This window comes from Massilia sp. CFBP 13721 (assembly GCF_014842025.1).
Lineage (GTDB): Bacteria > Pseudomonadota > Gammaproteobacteria > Burkholderiales > Burkholderiaceae_D > Telluria.
Genome location: NZ_JACYUY010000004.1, coordinates 271014 through 293767, shown reverse-complemented (window position 1 = coordinate 293767; position 22754 = coordinate 271014). Strand labels below are relative to the sequence as shown.

The 22754-nt window shown below is 66.1% G+C and carries 23 protein-coding genes; 17 read left to right on the top strand and 6 right to left on the bottom strand.

Annotated features, from left to right (window positions below; all coding sequences use genetic code 11):
- Nucleotides 1-68 precede the first annotated feature (68 nt).
- The 3 genes from IFT60_RS05955 to IFT60_RS05945 all read right to left on the bottom strand — a co-directional run bounded on the left by IFT60_RS05955 (nucleotide 69) and on the right by IFT60_RS05945 (nucleotide 3149).
- Nucleotides 69-1286 (bottom strand): acyl-CoA dehydrogenase family protein, encoded by a 1218-nt coding sequence (locus IFT60_RS05955; RefSeq protein WP_192050479.1) that lies wholly within the window; start codon nucleotides 1284-1286, stop codon nucleotides 69-71.
- 10 nt (nucleotides 1287-1296) lie between these two features.
- Nucleotides 1297-2340, bottom strand: coding sequence for a phosphotransferase (locus IFT60_RS05950; protein ID WP_192050541.1), 1044 nt, complete (start codon nucleotides 2338-2340; stop codon nucleotides 1297-1299).
- Between the two features lie 104 nt (nucleotides 2341-2444).
- Nucleotides 2445-3149, bottom strand: coding sequence for a histidine phosphatase family protein (locus tag IFT60_RS05945; protein WP_192050477.1), 705 nt, complete (start codon nucleotides 3147-3149; stop codon nucleotides 2445-2447).
- 289 nt (nucleotides 3150-3438) lie between these two features.
- Here IFT60_RS05945 and IFT60_RS05940 point away from each other — a divergent pair, with 289 nt between their 5' ends.
- The 16 genes from IFT60_RS05940 (at nucleotide 3439) to IFT60_RS05865 (ending at nucleotide 19991) form a co-directional block, all read left to right on the top strand.
- Nucleotides 3439-5142, top strand: coding sequence for a GspE/PulE family protein (locus tag IFT60_RS05940; protein ID WP_192050475.1), 1704 nt, complete (start codon nucleotides 3439-3441; stop codon nucleotides 5140-5142).
- Complete coding sequence (locus tag IFT60_RS05935; protein WP_192050473.1) at nucleotides 5142-6383, top strand: type II secretion system F family protein; 1242 nt, start codon at nucleotides 5142-5144, stop codon at nucleotides 6381-6383. Before IFT60_RS05940 ends, IFT60_RS05935 begins: the two co-directional genes overlap by 1 nt.
- Entirely contained in the window at nucleotides 6383-6979 is a 597-nt protein-coding gene (locus IFT60_RS05930; RefSeq protein ID WP_192050471.1) for a hypothetical protein, read from the top strand. The genes IFT60_RS05935 and IFT60_RS05930 overlap by 1 nt, the downstream gene beginning before the upstream one ends.
- Nucleotides 6979-7527 (top strand): type II secretion system protein, encoded by a 549-nt coding sequence (locus IFT60_RS26910; RefSeq protein ID WP_192050469.1) that lies wholly within the window; start codon nucleotides 6979-6981, stop codon nucleotides 7525-7527. The genes IFT60_RS05930 and IFT60_RS26910 overlap by 1 nt, the downstream gene beginning before the upstream one ends.
- Nucleotides 7528-7553: 26 nt before the next feature.
- Complete coding sequence (locus IFT60_RS05920; protein WP_374011014.1) at nucleotides 7554-8132, top strand: prepilin-type N-terminal cleavage/methylation domain-containing protein; 579 nt, start codon at nucleotides 7554-7556, stop codon at nucleotides 8130-8132.
- Nucleotides 8122-8712 carry a type II secretion system protein gene (locus IFT60_RS05915; protein WP_192050465.1) on the top strand — a complete coding sequence of 197 codons (591 nt, stop codon included), beginning with the start codon at nucleotides 8122-8124 and terminating at the stop codon, nucleotides 8710-8712. Before IFT60_RS05920 ends, IFT60_RS05915 begins: the two co-directional genes overlap by 11 nt.
- Entirely contained in the window at nucleotides 8709-9608 is a 900-nt protein-coding gene (locus IFT60_RS05910; RefSeq protein WP_192050463.1) for a prepilin-type N-terminal cleavage/methylation domain-containing protein, read from the top strand. The genes IFT60_RS05915 and IFT60_RS05910 overlap by 4 nt, the downstream gene beginning before the upstream one ends.
- Nucleotides 9605-10072, top strand: coding sequence for an agglutinin biogenesis protein MshP (locus tag IFT60_RS05905; RefSeq protein ID WP_192050461.1), 468 nt, complete (start codon nucleotides 9605-9607; stop codon nucleotides 10070-10072). The genes IFT60_RS05910 and IFT60_RS05905 overlap by 4 nt, the downstream gene beginning before the upstream one ends.
- Complete coding sequence (locus IFT60_RS05900) at nucleotides 10069-13170, top strand: DUF6701 domain-containing protein (RefSeq protein WP_192050459.1); 3102 nt, start codon at nucleotides 10069-10071, stop codon at nucleotides 13168-13170. The genes IFT60_RS05905 and IFT60_RS05900 overlap by 4 nt, the downstream gene beginning before the upstream one ends.
- A gap of 137 nt (nucleotides 13171-13307) precedes the next feature.
- The gene (locus IFT60_RS05895; protein ID WP_192050457.1) at nucleotides 13308-14249 is read left to right on the top strand and encodes a type IV pilus biogenesis protein PilM; all 942 of its coding nucleotides are present in this window, start codon (nucleotides 13308-13310) and stop codon (nucleotides 14247-14249) included.
- Entirely contained in the window at nucleotides 14246-14893 is a 648-nt protein-coding gene (locus IFT60_RS05890; RefSeq protein ID WP_192050455.1) for a PilN domain-containing protein, read from the top strand. The genes IFT60_RS05895 and IFT60_RS05890 overlap by 4 nt, the downstream gene beginning before the upstream one ends.
- Nucleotides 14890-15585 (top strand): hypothetical protein, encoded by a 696-nt coding sequence (locus tag IFT60_RS05885; RefSeq protein WP_192050453.1) that lies wholly within the window; start codon nucleotides 14890-14892, stop codon nucleotides 15583-15585. The genes IFT60_RS05890 and IFT60_RS05885 overlap by 4 nt, the downstream gene beginning before the upstream one ends.
- On the top strand, nucleotides 15570-15959 hold the full coding sequence (locus IFT60_RS05880; RefSeq protein WP_192050451.1) for a hypothetical protein: 390 nt from the start codon (nucleotides 15570-15572) through the stop codon (nucleotides 15957-15959). The genes IFT60_RS05885 and IFT60_RS05880 overlap by 16 nt, the downstream gene beginning before the upstream one ends.
- Before the next feature lie 14 nt (nucleotides 15960-15973).
- Nucleotides 15974-17764, top strand: coding sequence for a pilus (MSHA type) biogenesis protein MshL (gene mshL, locus IFT60_RS05875; protein WP_192050449.1), 1791 nt, complete (start codon nucleotides 15974-15976; stop codon nucleotides 17762-17764).
- Nucleotides 17764-18654, top strand: coding sequence for an ExeA family protein (locus IFT60_RS05870; protein ID WP_192050447.1), 891 nt, complete (start codon nucleotides 17764-17766; stop codon nucleotides 18652-18654). Before mshL ends, IFT60_RS05870 begins: the two co-directional genes overlap by 1 nt.
- Nucleotides 18651-19991, top strand: a complete 1341-nt coding sequence (locus IFT60_RS05865; RefSeq protein ID WP_192050445.1) for a tetratricopeptide repeat protein — start codon at nucleotides 18651-18653, stop codon at nucleotides 19989-19991. The genes IFT60_RS05870 and IFT60_RS05865 overlap by 4 nt, the downstream gene beginning before the upstream one ends.
- A 7-nt stretch (nucleotides 19992-19998) precedes the next feature.
- On the opposite strand, the gene IFT60_RS05860 is transcribed toward IFT60_RS05865, so the two are convergent.
- Nucleotides 19999-20199 (bottom strand): hypothetical protein, encoded by a 201-nt coding sequence (locus IFT60_RS05860; RefSeq protein ID WP_192050443.1) that lies wholly within the window; start codon nucleotides 20197-20199, stop codon nucleotides 19999-20001.
- A gap of 245 nt (nucleotides 20200-20444) precedes the next feature.
- On the opposite strand from IFT60_RS05860, the gene IFT60_RS05855 reads away from it, so the two are divergent.
- Entirely contained in the window at nucleotides 20445-20762 is a 318-nt protein-coding gene (locus IFT60_RS05855) for an H-NS histone family protein (protein WP_192050441.1), read from the top strand.
- Between the two features lie 334 nt (nucleotides 20763-21096).
- Here IFT60_RS05855 and IFT60_RS05850 read toward each other — a convergent pair whose 3' ends face one another.
- Both IFT60_RS05850 and IFT60_RS05845 read right to left on the bottom strand, forming a co-directional pair.
- Nucleotides 21097-22254 carry a pyridoxal phosphate-dependent aminotransferase gene (locus IFT60_RS05850; RefSeq protein WP_192050439.1) on the bottom strand — a complete coding sequence of 386 codons (1158 nt, stop codon included), beginning with the start codon at nucleotides 22252-22254 and terminating at the stop codon, nucleotides 21097-21099.
- Between the two features lie 25 nt (nucleotides 22255-22279).
- The gene (locus IFT60_RS05845) at nucleotides 22280-22735 is read right to left on the bottom strand and encodes a putative toxin-antitoxin system toxin component, PIN family (protein ID WP_192050437.1); all 456 of its coding nucleotides are present in this window, start codon (nucleotides 22733-22735) and stop codon (nucleotides 22280-22282) included.
- Between the last annotated feature and the right edge of the window lie 19 nt (nucleotides 22736-22754).

Below are 22754 nucleotides of genomic sequence, written 5' to 3'. Positions count from 1 at the left end.
CGGGCCTAGGCCCGGCTGTCCGGCTCCCCGCTATCTGTAGATTGTGAGCAACAAGTAATGGTATTTACTTAAGCATATTTGGCCAGTTCGACCTTGGCGATGGCATTGCGGTGCACTTCGTCCGGACCGTCGGCCAGGCGCAGGGTGCGGTTGCCGGCCCACTGCGAGGCCAGCGGGAAATCGTCCGACACGCCGCCGGCGCCGTGGGCCTGGATCGCCCAGTCGAGCACTTGCTGGGCCACGTTCGGCGCCAGCACCTTGATCATCGCGATCTCGGCCGCCGCGACCTTGTTGCCGACCGTGTCCATCATCCATGCCGCTTTTAACGTGAGCAGGCGCGCGGTGTCGATGCGGATGCGCGACTCGGCGATGCGTTCGCGCCAGACGCCCTGTTCGCTGATTTTTTTACCAAAGGCGACGCGGCTGTCGAGGCGCTTGACCATCAGTTCCAGCGCCCGTTCGGCCACGCCGATGGCGCGCATGCAGTGGTGGATGCGGCCCGGTCCCAGGCGGCCCTGGGCGATCTCGAAGCCGCGCCCTTCGCCGAGCAGCATGTTCGCCGCCGGCACCCGCACGTTCTCGAACAGGATTTCGCAATGGCCGTGCGGCGCATCGTCGTAGCCGAACACCGGCAGCGGACGTTTCACCGTGATGCCCGGCGTATCGGCCGGCACCAGGATCATCGATTGCTGCTGGTGGCGCGCGGCCGTCGGATCGGTCTTGCCCATGACGATATAGATCCGGCAGCGCGGGTCGCCGGCGCCGGAGATCCACCATTTGTGGCCGTTGATGACGTACTCGTCGCCGTCGCGTTCGATCCTCGTCGCGATGTTGGTCGCATCCGACGACGCCACGTCCGGCTCGGTCATGGCAAAGGCGGAGCGGATCTCGCCGCGCAGCAGCGGTTCCAGCCACTTCTGCTTGTGCTCTTCGGCGGCGTAGCGTTCCAGCGTTTCCATGTTGCCGGTGTCCGGCGCCGAGCAGTTGAATACTTCGGGCGCCCAGCCGACCCGGCCCATGATTTCGCACAGCGGCGCATAGTCGAGGTTCGACAGGCCTTCCGGCGCCCGCGTCGATTTCGGCAGGAACAAATTCCACAAGCCCTGTTCGCGCGCCAGCGGTTTCAGGCGCTCGATCAGTTCGGTCGGCACCCAGCGGTTGCCGAGCATGCCGTTGGCGTCCACTTCCTGTTTATAGGCTTTTTCGTTCGGGTAGATGTGCTCGTCCATGAAGGCGAGCAGGCGCGTGCGCAGTTCCTTGCAGCGGTCGGAGTAATCGAAATCCATGTGGTTTCCTTTATCGGTTCGCGAATTGCCAGGCCATCTCGGCCATCGGGCGGGCGGCCTTGCCGTTTTCCAGCGCCTGTGCGCTCGAGGCGGTGCCGTCGACATAGCGTTTCATGATGCCTTGCATGATGCCGGCCAGCCGGAACATGTTATAGGCGAGATAAAAATTGAAATCTTCCATGCGCACGCTCTTGCCGGTGCGTTCGCAGTAGCGCGCGACATAGGTTTCCAGGTCCGGGATGCCGAGCGCGGCCAGGTCGAGGCCGCCGATGCCGCGGAACTTGCCGGGCGGGATGTACCAGCTCATGCAGTGGTAAGAAAAATCGGCCAGCGGATGGCCCAGGGTCGACAGCTCCCAGTCGAGCACGGCCAGGATGCGTGGCTCGGTCGGGTGGAAGATGATGTTGTCGAGGCGGAAGTCGCCATGCACGATGGACGTGTCTTCGCCGGGCGGAATGTTCTTGGGGAGCCACTCGATCAGGCGGTCCATCGCCTCGATCGGTTCGGTCGCGGAGGCCTGGTATTGCCTGGTCCAGCGCTCGATCTGGCGCGCAAAATAATTGCCGGGCTTGCCGTAATCCTGCAGGCCGATGGGGGCATAGTCGATCGTGTGCAGTTGCGCGATGACGCGGTTCAGTTCGTCGTAGATGGCGCCGCGCTCGGCGGGCGTCATGCCAGGCAGCGACTGTTCCCACAGCACGCGGCCTTCGACGAAATCCATCAGGAAAAAGGCGCGGCCGATGATGGCTTCGTCGGTGCACAGCGCGATCTGGCGCGGTACCGGGAAGCCGGCGCCATGCAGCGCGTTCATCACGCGGAATTCGCGGTCGATGGCGTGGGCGGAAGGCAGCAGTTTGGCGGCGGGGCCGGGCTTGGTGCGCAGGACGTATTGGCTGTCGCCTGCGCGTAATTTAAAAGTCGGGTTCGATTGCCCGCCCTTGAATTGTTCGACTTCCAGGGCGCCGGCCGGGAAGTCCGGCACGTTCGCCCGCAGCCAGCCCGCCAGCGCCTCGACATCGAATTTCTGGCGCTCGGAAACCGGCTTGGTTCCCATCATTTCTTCGTACACTGGCGTCTCCTCCTGTGTTTGTTGTCAAATCTGATTGAAGTCGATTCTAGCTGATGAAGTGAACGGTCGTACTATTTATTTTTCTGGCATTAACTGTTGCGACGGTACTGATTGAACAGCTGTTCCATCGTCGTCGTGCGCGCATCGGGCTGCAGCGGGGAGGGCGGCACGTGGTTGACGAAACGCACCACCCAGTCGAGCCGGTCCGTTCCCACGTCGAGGGCATTGATGCAGCCGGCTTCCTGCGCCAGGCCGCCCAGGAACAGGCGCTGGCCGGTCAGCGCCAGCGACAGGATCGCGCAGTTGACGCCGCCATGCAGCACCAGCAGCGCCGTGTCCCAGCCCGGGTCGGCGCGCAGGCGCTCGAGCGCCGGGTGTACCCGGTCCATCATCTCGCCCACCGATTCGCCGCCGAGGAAGCGCTGTTCGGGTGCGACCAGGCCTTCGAAGACGCCGGTGAACGCGCGCTTCAATTCAGCTTCGGGAATCGTGGAAAGGCGGCCGCCGCGGATTTCGTGCAGCTCGGGCCAGGTCTCGGGTTCGATGTCCTGCCCGGTCACGGCCAGTACGCGCGCGGCGGTTTCCACGGTGCGCGGCAGGCCGGAGACGATCACGCGGTCGAAGGTGATGCCGGCGGCGGCAAAGGCGCTGCCGGCGGCATCGGCCTGGGCGCGGCCCGTGTCGTTGAGGGGGACTTGCTCGGGAAGGACGGGGCGGCCGGCGGCGTCGAAGTAAGTGACGCTGCCGTGGCGCATCAGGAAAATGCGGCGTCGGGCGCTTGGTTGGTCGTGCATGTGCGTCTCCGTTACGTTTCTGGAGGGACGTAGGGTGGGCGGCTTCGCCGCCCACGCGGTGATAGTTAGCAGCGAGATCATCCGGCACGAAAGCGGAGACGGTAGGTATCACCGCGTGGGCGGGAAACCCGCCCACCCTACGGGTATCTTTGCGGGCGAATCTTGTGCATATTACACGGCCTCAACTGCTGAGCGCGGTGTTTCCACCACAAAACTAATTCCAGTGGTAAATATTCCCCCGTTCTGCCTTAAAATGATTTCCCATTTTGTAGGCAAGCGAAGGGGTAGTATGGCAAGGCCGGAAAAAGTCAGGCTCGGGGAAATCCTGGTGCAGCAAAAGCTGTTGTCCGAGGAACAGCTGAACCAGGCATTGAGTGACCAGAAGCGTACTGGCCGCAAACTGGGGCGGGTGTTCGTCGAGAACGGCTTCGTCACCGAAGAGCAGATCTCGGGCGCGCTGGCGCGCCAGCTGAACATCCCCTACGTCAACCTCAAGTTCTACAACATCAGCGACGCCCTGGTGCGCCTGTTGCCGGAAACGGCGGCGCGGCGCTTCCGTGCGCTGGTGCTGGAGGAACGGCGCGACGCGCTGCTGGTCGGCGTCTCCGATCCGACCGACCTGTTCGCCTACGACGAGATCGCGCGCCTGCTCAAGAAAAACGTCGAACTGGCCGTGGTCAACGAGACCGAGGTGCTGCACGCGATCGACCGCATCTACCGCCGCACCGGCGACATCACCGACTTCGCGAAAGAAGTCGAAGCCGACATCGGCGACGCCTTCGTCGACTTCGGGGCCATGACGGCGAACCCGGGCCTGGAAGAAGCGCCGGTGGTGAAACTGCTGCAGTCGGTGTTCGACGACGCGGCCCAGGTGCGCGCTTCCGACATCCACATCGAGCCCCAGGAAGGGCGCCTGCAGATCCGCTTTCGCATCGACGGCGTGCTGCACCTGCAGACCGAGGCCGACATCAAGATTGCCACGCCGCTCGCCCTGCGCCTGAAGCTGATGGCCGACCTCGACATCTCGGAAAAGCGCTTGCCGCAGGATGGCCGCTTCGCCATGAAGGTCAAGAACCAGCGCATCGACGTGCGTATCTCGACCATGCCGACCCAGTTCGGCGAATCGGTGGTCATGCGACTCCTGAACCAGGCTGGCAACACGCTGCGCCTGGAATCGATCGGCATGCCGCGCAAGATGCTGGAACGCTTCCGCGCCATCGTCGGGCGCCCGAACGGCCTGGTGCTGGTCACCGGCCCCACCGGTAGCGGCAAGACCACCACGCTGTACAGCGCGCTGGCCGAACTGAACTCGGTGGAAAAGAAGCTGATCACCGTCGAGGACCCGGTCGAATACCGCCTGCAGGGCATCAACCAGGTGCAGGTGAACGACAAGATCGAACTGTCGTTCGCGCGCGTGCTGCGCTCGGCGCTGCGCCAGGACCCGGACATCGTGCTGGTGGGCGAGATGCGCGACCAGGAAACCGCGCAGATCGGCCTGCGCGCCGCAATGACGGGTCACCTGGTGCTCTCGACCCTGCACACCAACGACGCCGCCAGCACGCCCTTGCGCCTGATGGACATGGGCGTGCCGCGCTACATGGTGGGCGGCTCGCTGCAAGCCGTGCTGGCCCAGCGCCTGGTGCGCGTGATCTGCGAAAGCTGTTCGACCGTGTACCAGCCGACGCCGCCGGAACAGACCTGGCTGCGCGCTGAACTCGGCAATTTCGTCGAGCAGGCCCAGTTCTTCCACGGTAAAGGCTGCTCGCACTGCAACGGCACCGGCTACCGCGGCCGTACCGGCGTCTACGAACTGCTGGAAATGACGCGCGCCGTGACCGACGCCGCCAACCACCCGGACCCGGCGCACTTCCTGAAGGTCGCGCAGGGCGAGATGGGCGGCGAAACGCTGCGCCGCCACGGCGTGCAGCTGGCCGTGCAGGGCCGCACGACGATCGGCGAAGCCATGCGCATCAGTAACCAGATGGACGACTGATGCCATTCTTTGCCTACAAAGGCCGCAACGCGCGCGGCGAACTGATGCAGGGCGTGCTGGAAGGCGCCGACGCCGGCGCCGTGGCCGACCAGCTGTTCGGCACCGGCGTGACGCCGGTCGACATCGTCGCCACCCGGCGCGCCGTCGCCGGCGCCGGCAGCGCGGGCGTGGGCGAGACCTGGCGGCGCCTGAGAGAGAAAAAAGTCACGTCGATGGACGTGCAGCTGTTCTCGCGCCAGATGCATACGCTATTGAAATCCGGCGTGCCGATCATGCGCGGCCTGGCCGGCCTGCAGGAATCGAGCACCAGTCCCGCCTTTGCGCGCGTGATCAAGGACTTGCGCGAGTCGCTCGATGCCGGGCGCGAACTGTCCGCGGCGATGCGCCGCCACCCGCAGTGCTTTTCGAATTTCTACCTGTCGATGGTGCGCGTGGGCGAAATGACGGGCCGCCTGGAAGAAGTCTTCCTGCGCCTGTTCGACCACCTCGAATTCGACCGCGACATGCGCGAGCGCGTGAAAACCGCATTGCGCTACCCGACCTTCGTGATGATCGCAATGGCGGTCGCCATGGTGGTCGTCAACCTGTTCGTGATCCCGCAATTCGCCAAGGTGTTCGAGAGTTTTCACGCGACGCTGCCGCTGATGACGCGCATCCTGATGGCGACTTCGCGTTTCACGGTCGACTACTGGACGCTGCTGGCCGGCGGCGCGGTGGTCGCCATCGTGGCGTTTCGCTCCTGGCTCGGCACCACGGCCGGGCGCTACAGCTGGGACCGGCGCAAGCTGCGTTTCCCGATCGCCGGCAAGATCCTGCTGAAGGGGACGATGGCGCGTTTCGCGCGCAGCTTCGCCATGTCGATGAGGAGCGGCGTGCCGGTGGTGCAAGCCCTGACCGTGGTCGCGCAGACCGCCGACAACGCCTACCTGGCGGCGCGCATCGAGCAGATGCGCGACGGCGTCGAGCGCGGCGAAAGCATCCTGCGCACCTCGACCGCGGCCAACGTGTTCACGCCGATCGTGCTGCAGATGATCGCCGTCGGCGAGGAAACCGGCTCGCTCGACGACCTGCTGGACGAGATCGCGCTGATGTACGAGCGCGAAGTCGACTACGAACTGAAAACCCTGTCGGCCCAGATCGAGCCGATCCTGATCACCTTCCTCGGCGTGATGGTGCTGGTGATGGCGCTCGGTATCTTCCTGCCGATCTGGGACCTGGGCAAGGCCGCCCTGCATCGCTGATGGCGAAGTTAAATGACCGCCTGGCGGCCGGCCGGCAGGGTGGTGCGACCCGGCTGGAGCTGGCGCTGGGCGCGATCCTGGGCGCCGTTTTGAGCGGTTTGTTGTTGAATAGCGTCATCAGCTACCAGGGCGAAAGCGAGCGCGTCGCGGCAAAGCAACTGGTCGGTTCGCTGCGCACGGCGCTCGCGGTCCGCTCCGCCAGGATCATTTCGACAACGGGCGAAGCCGGTTTGTTAGAACTTTCTCATCAAAATCCGATGACATGGTTGCAACAACAGCCTAAAAACTACCTCGGGGAATACTATTCGCCCAACAAAGACGCGCTCCCAAGGGGAAACTGGTACTTCGACCGCAGCGCGAAAACCATTGTCTATTTGACTGCCGCAGAGAAATCTTTTTCCACTGGGACACAAAAGTTCATGACCTTCAAGGTAAAATTGCTTCGCGTGCCCGGTCCGGCCGATGCAAGTGGACAGAACAGGGGCACCACTGGCCTGGTCATCGATCAAGTCGTCGAACAAGTCAATGAGCAGGCGGTTGCCTTTAACAACAGTGCGGGGTCCCTTCCGCGTCCTTATTTTTCGGAGAAAAAGTAATGAACAAAAGCATCAAAGCGTCGCAAGGCGGTTTCACCCTGATCGAATTGATCGTCGTGATTGTCATCCTGGGTATCCTGGCCGCGACCGCGCTGCCGAAGTTCGCCAGCCTGAGCGGCGAAGCCCGCCTGGCCAGCCTGAACGCGGCCAAGGGCTCGCTCGCCGCGACCTCGGCCATGACGCACGGTAAATTCCTGGTGACCCCGGGCGGCTCGGCCACCATCAACGTCGAAGGCACCTCGGTGACGATGAACACCACGTCGGGCTACCCGGCCGTGACCACCCAGGCCGAGGCGGATGCCGTGGCCGCCGCCGCCGGTCTGGCAGCGACCGACTACGTTGTGCTGACTGCCGCCAGCAAGGACGCCAACAAGCCGGCCCTGGGCGCCAGCGAGTTCGCCATCGTTCCAGCCAGCCTCGCCGGCACCGCCAAAGCCGCCAATTGTTACGTGCTCTACAAAGGCGCCACTACCGGCACCAGCGCGCCGACGGTTACGCTGGGCGCCGGCGGAACCAATGCGGCACCGACCGTCAGCCAGTGCGAGTAAGCGCATAGTCAGCGCATAACAAGTCCGTGGCTGGCCCGCAACTCCGACCTTTGCGTCCTTCATTGCACCCCGCAGCCGGCCGCGGCAGTTTCCAGCATGGCTTCACCATGGTGGAACTCATCGTCGTCATCATCCTCATCGGCATCCTCGGCACCGTCGCCGTCGGCCGCTTCATGGAAAGTTCCACCTTCGACACCGCCGCCTGGACCGAGCAGGTCAGGTCGACGCTGCGCCACGCGCAAAAGGTGGCGATCGCCCAGAACCACCCCGTCTACGTCCACATCACCACGCAACGCATCGCCGTCTGCCTCGACCCCGACGCCGGCTGCGCGCGCCTCGACGCGCGCCTGCCGGCCGCGGCCGGCGTGAAGGGTGCTTCGAGCGCCACCCGCAGCGCCTGCGGCAGCACCAACTGGATGTGCGAAGCGCGTCCGGAGGGCGTCGTCATGGGACGGCCGGGCATCGCCACCCCGATCGGCGGCATCGCTTTCGATGGCCTCGGCCGCGCCACGCCGACAGGCGGCTTCGACGGCAAGATCACGATCCAGGGCGGCGGCATCAGCACCGTCATCGCCGTCGATCCGGAGTCCGGCTATGTGGATTAAGGCTGTGCGCACGCGCCAGGCCGGCCTCACCATCGTCGAACTGATCATCTTCATGGTGATCGTCGGGATCGCGCTGGCCGGCATCCTGCAAGTCATGCGCTTCACCAGCGCCAACTCGGCCGATCCGCTGCGCCGCAAGCAGGCGCTGATGATCGCCGAGGCGCTGCTGGAAGAAGTGCGCCAGTCCGGATTCACCTATTGCGATCCGGGTTCGCCCAACGCCGCCGAGGCCACCAGGACGGCCGACTGCACGATCAAGGAAAACTGGGGCAACGAAGCACCGTCGCCGCGGCCCTACGACAACGTCAACGATTACGTCGGCGCCGCCAACACGGCCACGGCTGCCTTCAACGGCGGCACGGCCGGACTGGTCGACGTCCTCGGTCGCCCGCTGAACCTGGCCGGCTACAAGGCCACCGTCTCCATCACGCCCGACCGCCTGGGCGACATCGCCGCCGGCGCGGGCGCCGACAGCGAGGCGCTGCGCATCCGCATCGTTGTCACCTATCAGGGCGCCGATCCGGCGGTGACGCTGGACGGCTACCGCGCGCGCTACGCGCCGCTGCAGGGCGTCCAATGAGCGGGTATCTTCACGGCCCTCAGCGTCGCGGCGCCCGGCGCGGCTTCACCCTGGTCGAGGCAATCGTCGCGATCGCCATCCTCGGCATCATCGGCGCCATCGTCGCCGTCTTCATCAAGGCGCCGGTCCAGGGTTATGCCGACAGCGTGGCGCGCGCCGAGGCGAGCGACGAAGCCGACCTGGCGCTGCGCCGCATGGCGCGCGAGATCCGCCTGGCGCTGCCGAACAGCGTGCGCGTGAACGGCGACGGCAGCGCCATCGAATTCCTGCTCACCAAGACCGGCGGGCGCTACCTGGCGACCGAAGATGGCGCAACAAGCGGCAAGCCGCTCGACTTCGTCGACGCGAAAAAACGCGACTTCACCATCGTCGGCGGCTTGCAGGCGCCGGTCGCGGCCGGCGACTACGTCGTGGTCTACAACCTCGGCCCCGGCATGGCGCCGGCCGACGCCTACGGCTTCAACACGCCAGACCGCAACATCGCGCGCGTGCTGGAAGCCGCCGCCGCCGGCGCCGCCGAACTCAAGCTGGTCGACAACCCGTTCGCGCGCAACGATGCGATGCCCTCGCCGGGAAGCCGCTTCCACGTGGTCGGCACGCCCGTCACCTTCCGCTGCGAGGCCAAGGGCGGCAGGCTGGTGCTGACGCGCTACGCCGGCTATGAAATCCGCGCCAACATCGGCGATCCCATGAGCGGCACCCCGAGCGCGGCCGTGCTGGCGCGCCGCCTGGCCAGCTGCGGCAGCCTGTTCAACTACGGGATCGGCGAGGACGTCGAGCTGCGCCGCAGTGCGCTGGTGCTGCTGGCGCTCGAGCTGCAGCTGCCCGGCGCGGCCGGCGCCACCGATGGCCGGGTGCGCCTCGTCCACCAGGTCCACGTCGACAATACGCCATGAAACGCATCGATCCTGCCATCGCATGTAAACGTCGCCGCAGCCGCGGCGTCGGCATCGTCACCGCCATCTTCCTGCTGGTGGTGCTGGCCGGCCTGGGCGTCGCCCTGGTGACCATTTTCACGAGCCAGAGCCAGGCCATTCTGCTCGACGAGCAGGGCGTGCGCGCGCACCAGGCGGCGCGCGCCGGCATCGAGTGGGGCTTGTTCCAGCGCCTGCGGCCGGGCAACAGTGGCTGCGCCGACGGCAGCAGCACCGCCGTGGCGCTGGGCGGCGACGTGCTCGGCCAGTTCACCGTCAGCGTCAGCTGCCGCCGGATCGCCGGCCTGGACGTGGAAGAGGGCGCGCCCTCGCTCGACCGTTGGGTGATCAGCGCCACCGCCTGCGCCCCCGCCAGGGACGGCGCCTGCCCGGACAGCTGGAACAATCCCGACTATGTGCGGCGCGTGATCGAGGTGCAGATATGAGCCGCCCTGTGCGCCGTCTGGTCCAACTGCTGCTGGCCTGCCTGCTGCTGGCGCTGGGCGGCGCCGCGCGCGCCGATACGGCGGTCGCACTGTGGAAAGCCTTCGATGGGCGCCTCAGCTTCACCGGCACCCAGGTCACGCTGCGCAACAAGACCAACAGCGTCAACGCCTGTTCGGTCGATGCGGCGACCACCAGCCGCAGCGCGCGCCTGACCCTGCCGACCGGCGTCACCGTCGTCTCGGCACGCCTGTACTGGGCCGGTTCCGGCACCCCCGACAATACCGTCACCTTCGAAGGCAAGGACGTCACCGCGGCCAAACAATACACGTCGAACACCATCGGCAACGGCTTCGATTACTTCGGCGGCGTCGCCGACGTCACCAGCGTCGTCAAGCTCAAGGGCAGCGGTACCTATACCTTCGCCGGACTGACCGTGGCCACGGGCAATCCGTGGTGCGCCTCGCAGGCCGTGCTCGGCGGTTTTTCGCTGCTCGTCGTGTATTCGGATCCGACCCTGCCCGAACGCGTGCTGAATGTCTACGAAGGCTTCCGCCACCTGCAGAAAGACAGCCTCCAGCTCAGCGCCAACAATTTCCGCTGGAACCGCACCGGCGTATCGACCAAGGAAAAAGCGCGCGTCGGCTATATCGCCTGGGAGGGCGACCCGACCCTGTCCCAGGACGAAACCCTCGATTTCGATGGCGAGAACCTGACCGACGGACTCAATCCGGCGAACAACCTGTTCAATTCGCAAAGCAACATCAATGGCGACACCGCCTCGTATGGCGTCGATTTCGATGCCTTCGATACCTTCGTCACCCTCTGGAGCCTGTACGACGCCGAGGTGAGCACGACGCTGCGTTCCGGCTCCGACCTGGTGATCGTGAATGCCCAGGTGATGGCGATTCCGACCATGCCGGTGTCGGACCTGGCGATCGCGATTTCGCGCGCCGGCGCGCTCAAGATCGGCACCGACGTCGAATATACCGTCACCGTCACCAACAACGGTCCCTATACCGAAGCCGGCACCATCACGGTGACCAATACGCTGCCGGCGGGGATGTACTACGTGTCGGGCGTGACTACCGGCTGGACCTGCACCGCCAGCACCACGGCCGGCACCTGCACCTATCGTGGCGGCCTGGCCGTGGGCGCCAGCGCGCCGGTGCTGACCGTGCGCGCCCGCGTGACGACTACCGGCGTGAAGACCAACACGGTCAAGGTCCAGGGTGTGACGAGCGACGACGTCCAGGGCAACAATTCGGCCTCGGACACCGGCACCGCGACTAGCGTCGACGGCACCACGACGCCGCCGGTGACGGCCACCCCGTCGTACATCTTCACCGATAGCCTCTGCAAGGCCGACGTCGCCGTCGGCGCCTCCGGCCAATGCAAGCGCTATTCCGCCGCCACCGTCGGCGGCAAGGACACGACGATCTGGCTGACCGCGACCAACAGCAAGGGCGTGCCGACCGTACCGAATGCCAAGAGCGAAACGACGGCCTCGATGCAGTTCATGCTCGAGTGCGTCAATCCGGCGGCGGGCACCGTGGGCGCTACCTATGCGGGTGCCACCATCCCCGTCTGCGCGCCCGAAGGGCAGGTCGCCCAATGGTCAGGCCCGGTCAACGTGAAATTCCCCGCGAATACCGTCTCGATCGCCCAGCCCCTGGTCTACAAGGACGTCGGCAAGATCCGGCTCAACCTCAAGGAAAGCAACGCGATCGAGAATACCGAGGTCTTCATCAGTGCGCCCTACCGCATCGGTTTCCGCCGTATCGCCAACGGCAGCGTGGGCAACCCCGGCAACAAGACGCCGGCGAGCGCCGGCTTCGCGCCGGCCGGTACCGTCCTGGCGGTCGAGATGGGCGCTCTGCTTGCCGACGACAAGAGCTTCGCGCCCAACTTCGGCAATGAAACCAGTCCGACGCTGGTGGTGGCGCTGCGCCGCGCCAAGGCGGTCGAGCTGGTCGACCAGGGCCGGCTCGACGTCATCGATCGCACGGCGCCGGGCAAGGGTACGGCCGCCCTGCGCGCCGCCTGGAGCGAGGTGGGCGCCGTCAATTTCGTGGCCGGTCTGGAAAACCCGGAACTGTCGAAAGAACAGCGCGAAGCACTCGCCGACGATGCGAGTTCGCCCGACCTCTACTTCGGCATCAAGGTCCTGAAAAGCACGGTCACGGTGGGCCGCTTTTATCCGGCCTATTTCCGCACCGAGGCGACCGGTCCCTTCGACTGTCCGGCCAACCTTCCCGCGATGTATGCCTGCCAGCAGAACGAAAAAGGCGCGGTCCATTCGCGCCAGCCGTTCGGCGCGACGGTGAAAGCCTACAATGCCGCCAATGAACCGGTGAACAACTTCAGCGGCGACTGGTTCAAGACCATTACCTTGTCCGCCGCCGGCACGCTGGGCGGCACGGTGCTGCCGACCCGGCTGACGGCGCCCGGCGCCAGCGCCAGCACCACCATTACGAGCGCCAGCGGCGAGATCGCCGCCACGACCAGCTACGCGCTGGCGGTGGGCTACGACGACGCCACGCCGCGCGCCACCAACCTCGACGCGCCGACGCGCATCTTCGTGCGCGCCGTTTCCCCCGACACGACACTGGCGGGGGCGATCGACATCACCTCGCTGCGCGAGAAGGTGGTCTCGGACGAAGGCGACATCCTGGTGCTCAACGGGCGCATGAAACTCCCGAACGCATTGGGCAGCGACCTGCTGCCGACCGCGCTGGCGCTGCGCGCCGAGTACTGGGCCGGCAGCGCCGGCTGGCTGCTCAACACGGCGCAGGCCGGAAGCCGCACCGTCGCCGCCGCCGACCTGGTGTTCCGCGATTGCAGCTTCGATTTCGTCGACGCCGGCGGCTGCATCGGTGGCTTGCTCGGCTTGCCGGCGCCGGCCAGGCCGGTCGCGCTGAATGGCGGACGCGGCCCGCTGTGGCTGCGCGCGCCCGGCAAGAAGAGCGGCGGCGGCGCGCGCCGGGGCGCCTTCAGCCTGCGCTACAACAGCGTGTCCTGGCTGCCCAGCACCACCGGACGGGTCAGCTTCGGCAGCCACCGCAGCCCGGTGATCTACGTGCGCGAGATGTATTTTTGATGCCGGCGCACAGGGCAATGCCTGTTGCAGCCGGCCCGCCGGCCGCCGAAATATTTCGGTGTTTCATACGTTCTTGAATATAATCAAGCCTCTATGGCCGGATGATCAGGCCTCGCTCCACCTCGACAATGGTCCGCATGCGTTTTTTTAGAAAAGCAAAGAAAAGAGAAGGGTGGCTCGCCATTGCCTTGCAGCGCGACGGCCTCGCCGCCGTCAGCATGCAGACCGCGCCCGACATCCGTCCCCAGGTGCGCCAGGCGGTCTTCTATCCAGGCAAGGACCACGCTGCGCTGCTCGAGAAAGCCGGACGTGAACTGCATGCCCACGCCTACCGTTCGATCACCGTGCTGGCGAACGGCGAGTACCAGATCCTCTCGGTCGACGCGCCGAATGTCGCGCCCGACGAACTGAAAACGGCGGTGCGCTGGCGCCTCAAGGACATGCTCGACTTCCACGTCGACGACGCCACCATCGACGTGCTCGACCTGCCGCTCGACCCGAACGCGGCCGTGCGCGCCCAGCATTCGATGTTCGCGATTGCCGCGCGCAACAGCGTGATCGAGGCGCGCCAGAAACTGTTTACCTCGGCCAAGGTCGAGCTGGCCGTGATCGACATTCCCGAGATGGCACAACGCAATATCTCGGCCCTGGTCGAACCGGTCGGGCGCGGCGTGGCGATGCTGTCCTTCGGCAGCGAAGGCGGCCTGCTGACCGTGTCTTACCGGGGCGAACTGTACCTGACGCGGCGCATCGACCTGCCGCTGGAACAGCTGCTCGACGACGACATCGAACGCCGCAACGCCAGCTTCGACCGCGTCACCCTCGAGCTGCAGCGCTCGCTCGACAATTTCGAGCGCCAGTATTCCTTCATCAGCGTGGCCAAGCTGGTGCTGGCGCCCTCGAACGTGCGCGGACTCGAGGATTACCTCGCAAGCAACCTTTACATGCCGGTCGATACGCTCGACCTGGCGGCGCTGTTCGACATCGAACGCGCGCCGGACCTGGCCGACACCCTGTTGCAGCAGCGTTTCATGGTGCCGCTCGGCGCCGCCCTGCGCCACGAGGAGACGGTGCTGTGAGCCAGCAGATCAACCTGTTCAACCCGGTCTTCCTGCAGCAAAAGAAGATTTTTTCCGCGCGCACGATGGCCGTCGCGCTGTTGGTGCTGTTCGCCGGTGTCGTTGCGATCAAGCTGTATGGCGACATGCGCTTGAAAAGCCTGCAGGCGCAGGCCGATGCCGGCGCCGCCCAGCTGGCGCAGAAGCAGGCGCGCCTGGCCAGCGTGGCGCTTGAATTCGCGCCGCGCCAGAAGAGCGCCGCGGCGGACGCCGAACTGGCCGAAGCCGAGCGCCAGCTGGCCGCGCTGCGCGACGTTTCCGGCGTGCTCGCGCGCGGCGAACTGGGCAACACCCAAGGCTATGCCGAATACTTCCGCGCGCTGGCGCGCCAGCACGCCGACGGCCTCTGGCTCACCGGCGTGAGCATCACCGGCGCTGGCCTCGACATCGCCGTGCGCGGCCGCGCGCTCGACCCGCAGCGCGTGCCCGGCTACCTGAACCGCCTGACCCTGGAACCGGTCATGCGCGGCAAGGCCTTCGGCAGCCTGCAGATCAGCCAGGGGGCCGCGTCGAATGTCGCGCTGAACGCCGCGGCGGCCGCACCGGTCGCTGCGCCTTTTGTTGAGTTCAGCTTGCAGACGACGCCGGAAGGAGCCAAGCCATGAAGGAACAACTGACCCGGCTGGCCCTGCGCATCGACGCGCTGACCCTGCGCGAGCGCGTCATGCTGTTCGCCGCGGTGGCCGCCGCTTTCGTCTTCCTGATGCATTTCTTCGGCCTGGGGCCGATGTACGCGAAGCAGGACTTGCTGCGCACCCAGATCGTCCAGCAGCAGAACAACCTCGAAGGCATCGACAACGAGATCCGCGACAAGGTGCTGGCCGCCCAGGTCGATCCCGATGCGCCGACACGCGCGCGCACGCTTGCCGAGCGCGGCGAGATCGACAGCATGGCCGCCAGCCTGCGCGCCATGCAGAACGGCCTGGTGCCGCCCGAGCGCATGGCGCCGCTGGTCGACTCGATCCTGCGCGCCAATGGCCGCCTGCAGATGGTGTCGATGCGCACGCTGGCGACCGAGCCGCTGATGGGGGCGGGTACCGCTGCAAGCGCGGCGCCCCAGCCGGCGGCCGCAAGCGGCCCCACCCCAGCCGCCACGCCCTTGCTCTATCGTCACGGGGTCGAAGTGACCGTGCGCGGCAATTACCTCGACATGATCGGCTACATGGCCGCGCTCGAATCGATGCCGACCCAGCTGTTCTGGGGCCGCGCCCAGCTCGAGGCCGAAACCTGGCCCAGCTCGCGCCTGACGCTGACCCTGTACACCCTGAGCCTGGATGCGAAATGGATGAAGTTGTGAAGCGCGTGTTGACGGTCTTGCTGCTTGCCTGCGCGGGCGGCGCCGGGGCCCAGGCGCTGCAGGACCCGACCCGCCCGCCGGCCGCGCTGATGGCGGGCCAGGGTGGCGCAGGTGCGGGGGCGGCGCCGGCGCCGGCCGCGCCGCGCGCGCCGCAACTGCAGTCGGTGCTGATCGGGCGCCAGCCGGGCGGCCGCCACGTCGCCGTCATCGATGGCGAGACGCTGCGTCTGGGCGACACCTACAAGGGCGCGCGCGTGGTGCGCATCGAACAGAACAAAGTGGAACTGCGGCGCGGGAACGCCCGCCAGGTCCTGAAACTACACGCGGCCGCAGCACCCCATGCCGGCGCCATCGAGCGGATACGAGATCAATGAAGGACAGGACACCCATGCGACATACCTCCCTCCTGGCGCTCGCCGTCGCCGGCACGCTGCTGGCCGGCTGCGCGGCCACGCCGCCGCACCAGACCTACGACGCGATCAAGCGCGACATCGCCAGCGCCGCCAGCGCCTCCGCGCCCGGTGCGCGGGCAGCCGCCGGCGAGGATGCCGTCGCCAACGCCTTGCTGCCGCCGGCCGCCGCCCTGGCGCGCGAGCTGCCCAAGGCGCGTCCGGCGCTGGAGGAGCGCTTTAACGTCGCCTTCAACAACGTGCCGGCCCAGCAGTTCTTCCGTTCGATCGTGGCCGGCACCCGCTACAACATGCTCGTTCACCCCGAGGTGGCCGGCAACATCAGCGCCAACCTGAAGGACGTGACGCTGGCCGAAACGCTGGAAGCCGTGCGCGAGATGTACGGCTACGACTACAAGATCGACGGCACCCGCATCACGATCCGCCCGCTGACGATGCAGACCCGGATGTTCCACGTGAACTACCTGGTCGGCAGCCGGCGCGGCTCGTCGAACCTGCGCGTGACCTCGACCTCGGTGTCGAACGTGGCCAATAATAATGGCAACGGTAACCAGGGCCAGCAGGGGCAACAGGGCCAGCAGGGCAACCAGAATCAGAACGGCAACAACCAGAACGGCTTCGGCGGCAACGCGACCCAGGTCGCCAGCACCGATGTCAACATGCTCTCCGACAGCGACTTCTGGGGCGACCTGAAATCGTCCATCGAAGCCATCGTCGGTTCGCGCGAGGGCGGGCGCAGCGTCGTCGTCAGCCCGCAGTCGGGCGTGCTAGTGATCCGCGCCATGCCGGAAGAACTGCGCAACGTCGACATGTACCTGAAAGCGACCCAATTGTCGGTCGACCGCCAGGTGATCCTGGAAGCGAAGATCCTCGAAGTCGAACTCAACGAACAGTTCCAGAGCGGCGTCAACTGGGCCAGCTTCTCCTCGATCGGCAATTCGCGCAGCAACCGCGCCGCCACCGGCATCATCGCGCCGGGCGCCGGCCTGGCGCCGCTGCCGTTCAACGGCGGCCAGCCGCCCATCATCGCCAATGGCCAGGGCCTGGCCGCGAGCACCGGGTTCTCGCTGTCGAATGCGGCCAATGCCGCCGGCTCGCTGTTCGGCTTCGCCTTCCAGACCAACAGCTTCGCGGCGCTGATCTCGCTGCTCGAGCAGCAGGGTACGGTGCACGTGCTCTCCAGCCCGCGCGTGGCGGCGGTCAACAACCAGAAGGCGGTGCTGAAGATCGGCACCGACGAATTCTTCGTCACCGGCGTGACCACCACCACCAACACCAGCACCACCGGTAACACGGTAACGCCGAGCGTGACCCTGCAGCCGTTCTTCTCGGGCGTGGTGCTCGACGTGACGCCGCAGATCGACGAAAAGGGCAACATCCTGCTGCACGTGCACCCGTCGGTGAGCCAGGTGACCACCATCACCAAGGGCATCGACCTCGGTTCGGCCGGTTCGCTGACGCTGCCGCTGGCCGCATCCTCGACCTCGGAACTGGACAGTATTGTCCGCGGCCAGGACGGGCAGGTGGTGGCCGTGGGCGGCCTGATGCGCCAGGCGGCGACCGACGACACCAGCGGGCTGCCGGGCGCCGGCCGCGTGCCGGTGCTGGGCGCGCTGTTCCGCAACAAGAACAAGGTGGCGCAAAAGCGCGAGCTGGTGGTGCTGATCAAGCCGACCATCGTCGACAGCGCCAGCAACTGGAGCCAGGACCTGCTCGACACCACGCGCCGCATCGAGGGGCTCGATCCGCGCACCCTGGAGCGCAAGTAATGTACGCAGCGTATTTCGGCTTGCGCGAACTGCCGTTCGGGATCACCCCGGACACGAGCTTCTTTTTCGGCAGTCCGCGCTCGCAGGAAGCGCTCAACACCCTGCTGGTGGCCGCCAAGAGCGGCGAGGGCTTCATCAAGATCACCGGCGAGGTCGGCACCGGCAAGACGCTCCTGTGCCGCAAGTTCATGGCCACGCTGGGCGATGATTTCGTCACCGCCTACATCCCGAATCCCTTCCTGGAGCCGCGCACGCTGATGCTGGCGCTGGCCGACGAACTGGAAGTGCCGTACGAGCGCGACATCGACCAGCACCGCATGCTCAAGTCGATCATGCAGCGCCTGCTGGACCTGGCGCGCCAGGGCAAGCGCGTGCTGCTGTGCCTCGACGAAGCGCAGGCGATTCCGCTCGAAACCCTGGAAGCGCTGCGCTTGCTGACCAACCTGGAAACGGAAAAGCGCAAGCTGCTGCAGATCGTCCTGTTCGGCCAGCCGGAACTGAACCGCAAGCTCGAACTCGAATCGATCCGCCAGCTGGCCCAGCGCATCACCTTCCATTACCACCTCGGGCCGCTGTCGCGCGACGACCTCGATTTTTACGTGGCGCACCGCCTGCGCGTGGCGGGCTACACTGGGGCGCGCCTGTTCTCGCCCGCCGCGGTGAATCGCCTCTACCGCGCCAGCGGCGGCATCCCGCGCCTGGTCAACATCATGGCGCACAAGGCGCTGATGCTGTGCTACGGCGAGGGCAAGCAGACGGTGGCGGCGTCCCACGTCGACGGCGCCGCGCGCGATACGGTGGCTGTGAAGCGGCCGCTTTGGCCATACGTTGCGGGCGCTGGCGCGCTCGCCGCCACGCTCGCCGGACTTGCCTGGACTTTCGCACGATGAGCCTGATTAACAAAATGCTGCAAGACCTCGACGCGCGCGGCACCACCCGCGCCGACGGGGTACCGCCGGAAATCAAGACGGTCGCGACCGGCACGCGCCGTCCGGCGCCGCTGCGGATCGCCGCGATCGCCGCCGCCGTGCTGGTACTGGCCGGCGGCGCGGTCGCCTGGTTCGTGCTGCCGCTGGAGGGGGATACGTATCGGCCGGTGCAGCCGCAGCCGGTTGCACCGGCACCGGCGGCGCCGCCGGCGACCGTGGCCGAAGTGGCGCCTGCGCCGGTCGCCGAGGCGCCGCTGCAGGCACCGGTTGCCGACACGGCGCCGCCGCTTGCCGCCGACACCGTGGAAGTGCCGCCGCCTCCCGTCAAGAAAGATGTCGCCGAGCCGGTGCGCAACGCTCCGGCAGAACGCCCGCGCCAGCCTGCGCCAGTGGCCGCCGCGCCGCAGCCTGCCGGCTCGACCACCTCGTGGGCGGTTGCCAGCGAACGCGCGCGCGCCGAGCGGGCCCGCCTGAACGCACGCTGGCAAGCCGAACGCGAGCGCCTGGCGGCGCTGCCGCCGGACCAGCGGCGCGCGGGCGAAGTCAAGCTGCGCGAGGAACAGGCACGCGCCGCGGAACGGGCGAAGATCGAAACGGCCTGGCTGGCATCGCTCGCGCGCCGCGAAGCGGGCGGCGCCGACATACCCGCCGCGCCTACTGCAACCAGGGCCGCCGAGCCTGCCGCCGTCGCCGCCACGCCGGCCGCGCGCGGGCAGGGCCGGGTCGAAACCAGCAGCCAGGGCGCCGAAAACGCCTACCGGCGCGCGCTCGCCAGCCTGCAGGACGGGCGCGTCGGCGAAGCCATCGCCGGTCTGCAGCAGACCCTGCGCGCCAACCCGCGCCACGAGGCCGCGCGCCAGACCCTGGTCAGCCTGCTGATCGAAAACAACCGTGGCGACGAAGCCATGACCCAGCTCCAGCAAGCCCTGACGCTCGACCCGCGCCAGCCGGCGCTGGCCATGCTGCTGGCGCGCCTGCAGATCGAGCGCGGCAAGGGCGGCATCGAGACGCTGCAGCGCACCCTGCCTTACGCGACTGGCAACGGCGAATACCACGCCTTCCTCGGCGGCGCGCTGCAGCGCCAGGGCCGCCTGAGCGAAGCGGCCGAGCAGTACGAAACCGCCTTGCGCACCGCGCCCAACAACGCCGTCTGGTGGATGGGCCTGGGCATCGCCCTGCAGGGCGAGAAGCGCACCGGCGAAGCCGCCGACGCCTTCCGCCAGGCGAAGTCGCTGGGGACGCTGTCGCCGGACCTGCAGGCTTTCGTGGAGCGCAGGTTGCAGCAGCTGGGGCGCTAGCCCGCGATCACTGAGCACCGTAGGGGCCATTCAAGTCCGCGGTTTCGCCGACAATGCTGTCGCGGCATTCCTTCGTTATCGTCGTAGCAGCAGCGCCCTTGTCGGCATTGAGCTGTGCATTCTTCTTTTCGATTTCCGTGTGAACGTCAAATGCGGGAACGGTGCGGCGTACAAGGCAGCAGCCCGGCAATTTTGCATTGAATCGCACATCACCGCCCGGTGATGATTCCGCTGCTTTATCTAATTCGACATTCGTCTCGCTGTGAATCCGGCTTATCTTGCCGATACATTCAAACGATTATCGACGTGCACATGACAGCTTAATCCTGGTGAGGAAATGGGACAGTGCTGGAAGGTGACCGTTAATCCCCGGTATTTTTGCTGGTGAACGGCCTTCGTCTCTGCGGACATGATAGGGTGTCGCTTTCTCTCACAGCAAACGCGAAGGTCAACATGCACGATCTATCTAAATATTCCATCGCACAACTCCGGGCGCTCGAGGTACAGGTCATCGAGGAACTGAAAACCCAGCATTTCCTCAGCATCAGTAAAGCGCGCGAACAAATCTTGCACATTGCCCGCAGCGCCGGAATGTCCGAAAAAGAGCTGCTTGCTCTCAAGACTCCCAAGACGCCCAAGGGAGGCACCGTCGCGGCCAAGTACCGTAATCCAGACGACCCTGCCCAGCAATGGACTGGCCGAGGCCGTCAGCCGGCATGGGTAAAAACCTGGATTGAATCCGGAAAGTCACTTGAAGACGCAAAAGCGTAAGTGAATTTTCTGACCGATCGCAGGTAGTCGAGCCAGGTCTGCTATCGGCCAGAGCGGACCTCACATCTTGATCGACCAGATTGATGAATCAGCTGGTAAGCCATGAAAAGAATTATTTTTCTCATTTACCAGATAGGAGACTGAACTTCAGCAAGGGATGTCTGCCAAAGAGGCGCAGTGGAATCAGCGCTTCAGCAGTCTCCCGATAGCAATGTTCTTTTACCGGATAATCTCCTTACTCCCGAACGACGCGCATCTGGCAAGGCGACGCTAAAACAGTTCCGCGCACTGATCGCAGAACGGGCCGTTATGTCGAACGGTATTGCCAGGCGCGCTACAGTGCCCCCAAGCGTTCCAGCGCCAATTGCAAGGTTGCGTCCTGCTTGGCAAAACAAAACCGCACGATCCCCGATTCCTTCTGGCTAGTATAAAACGCCGACACCGGAATCGCCGCGACTTTCAATTCGGTCGTCAGCCATTGCGCGAACTGCGCCTCCTGCATGCCTGATACGGCGCGGTAATCGACGCACTGGAAATAGGTGCCGTCGGCCGGGAGCAGGCGCAGGCGGGTCTGCGCCAGGCCGGCGCGGAACAGGTCGCGCTTGCGCTGGTAGAAGTCGGGCAAGCCCACATACGGTTGCGGATCGGCCATGTAGGCGGCCAGGCCGTGCTGCATCGGCGTGTTCACGGTGAACACGTTGTACTGGTGGACCTTGCGGAATTCCGCCGTCAGGGCCGCCGGCGCGGCCACGTAGCCGACCTTCCAGCCGGTCACGTGGTAGGTCTTGCCGAAGCTGGAGACGACGAAGGCGCGTGCGGCCAATTGCGGGTGGCTGGCCACCGAGGCGTGGCGCTCGCCGTCATAGACCATGTGTTCGTACACTTCGTCCGACAGGATCAGGATGCCGGGGCCGGCGACGATTGCCGCCAGCTGGTCGAGGTCGGCGCGGCGCAGGATGGAACCGGTCGGGTTGTGCGGCGAGTTGATCACGATCAGGCGCGTGCGCGTCGTGACGGCGGCGGCGACGCGCTGCCACGGCACCGCGTAGCCATGCTCGCCGATCTCCATTTCGACCGGCACCGGCACGCCGCCGGCCAGCGTGATCGCCGGCGCATAGCTGTCGTAGGCCGGCTCGACGACGATGGCTTCATCGCCCGGATGCACGCAGCACAGGATCGCGGTGGTGAGCGCCTGGGTGGCGCCGGCGGTAATCGTGATCTCGCTGGCGGCGTCGTAGCCGCGGCCGTACAGGGCGCCGATCTTGGCGGCGATCGCTTCGCGCAGCGCCGGCACGCCGGTCATCAATGGGTACTGGTTGTGGCCGGCGCGCATGGCCTCGGTCACCGCGTCGAGCAGGCGCGGGTCGCAGCCGAAGTCGGGGAAGCCCTGGCCCAGGTTGACGGCGCCATGCTGGCTGGCCAGCGCCGACATGGTGGAAAACACGGTAGTGCCGACGCTGGGCAGGCGCGATTGCAGGGCAGGGGTGGTCATGAGGATCAGATAGGGTTGCGGTGGCTTATTCTAGCGTGGCCGCGCTTTGCAGTTTGACCCAGGCTTCGGGCAGCATGATCCGGAACATGCCGGCCTGCGTGGTCTTGCGGTTCAGCTTGAGCAGGGCCTTGTCCTTGGTGACCAGGATGGCGGCGCCGGCGTCGCGCGCGAGTTCGAGGAATTTCTGGTCGTCGCGGTCGCTGCAGACGGGCAGGCGCACCGGCTTGCTGTCGGGCGCGACCAGGGTGACCAGCTGGTCGAAGCGGGCGGCGGCGGCGGCGCGCGTGTCGTCGTCGAGCGGCAGGTGCGGGTAGTGCAGCACGATCCGGTATTCGTCGCGGCAATCGGCGCGCGTCACCGCGGTCAGCGCGCCGCTTTCCAGGGCGGCGAGCAACGGCGCCCAGCGCGGGTCGTGGAAGACGAACAGGTCGAGGCAGACATTGGTGTCGAGGACGATGGGTTGCGTGGAAGCGAGTATCATGTGGGAAATTTTTTTAGCT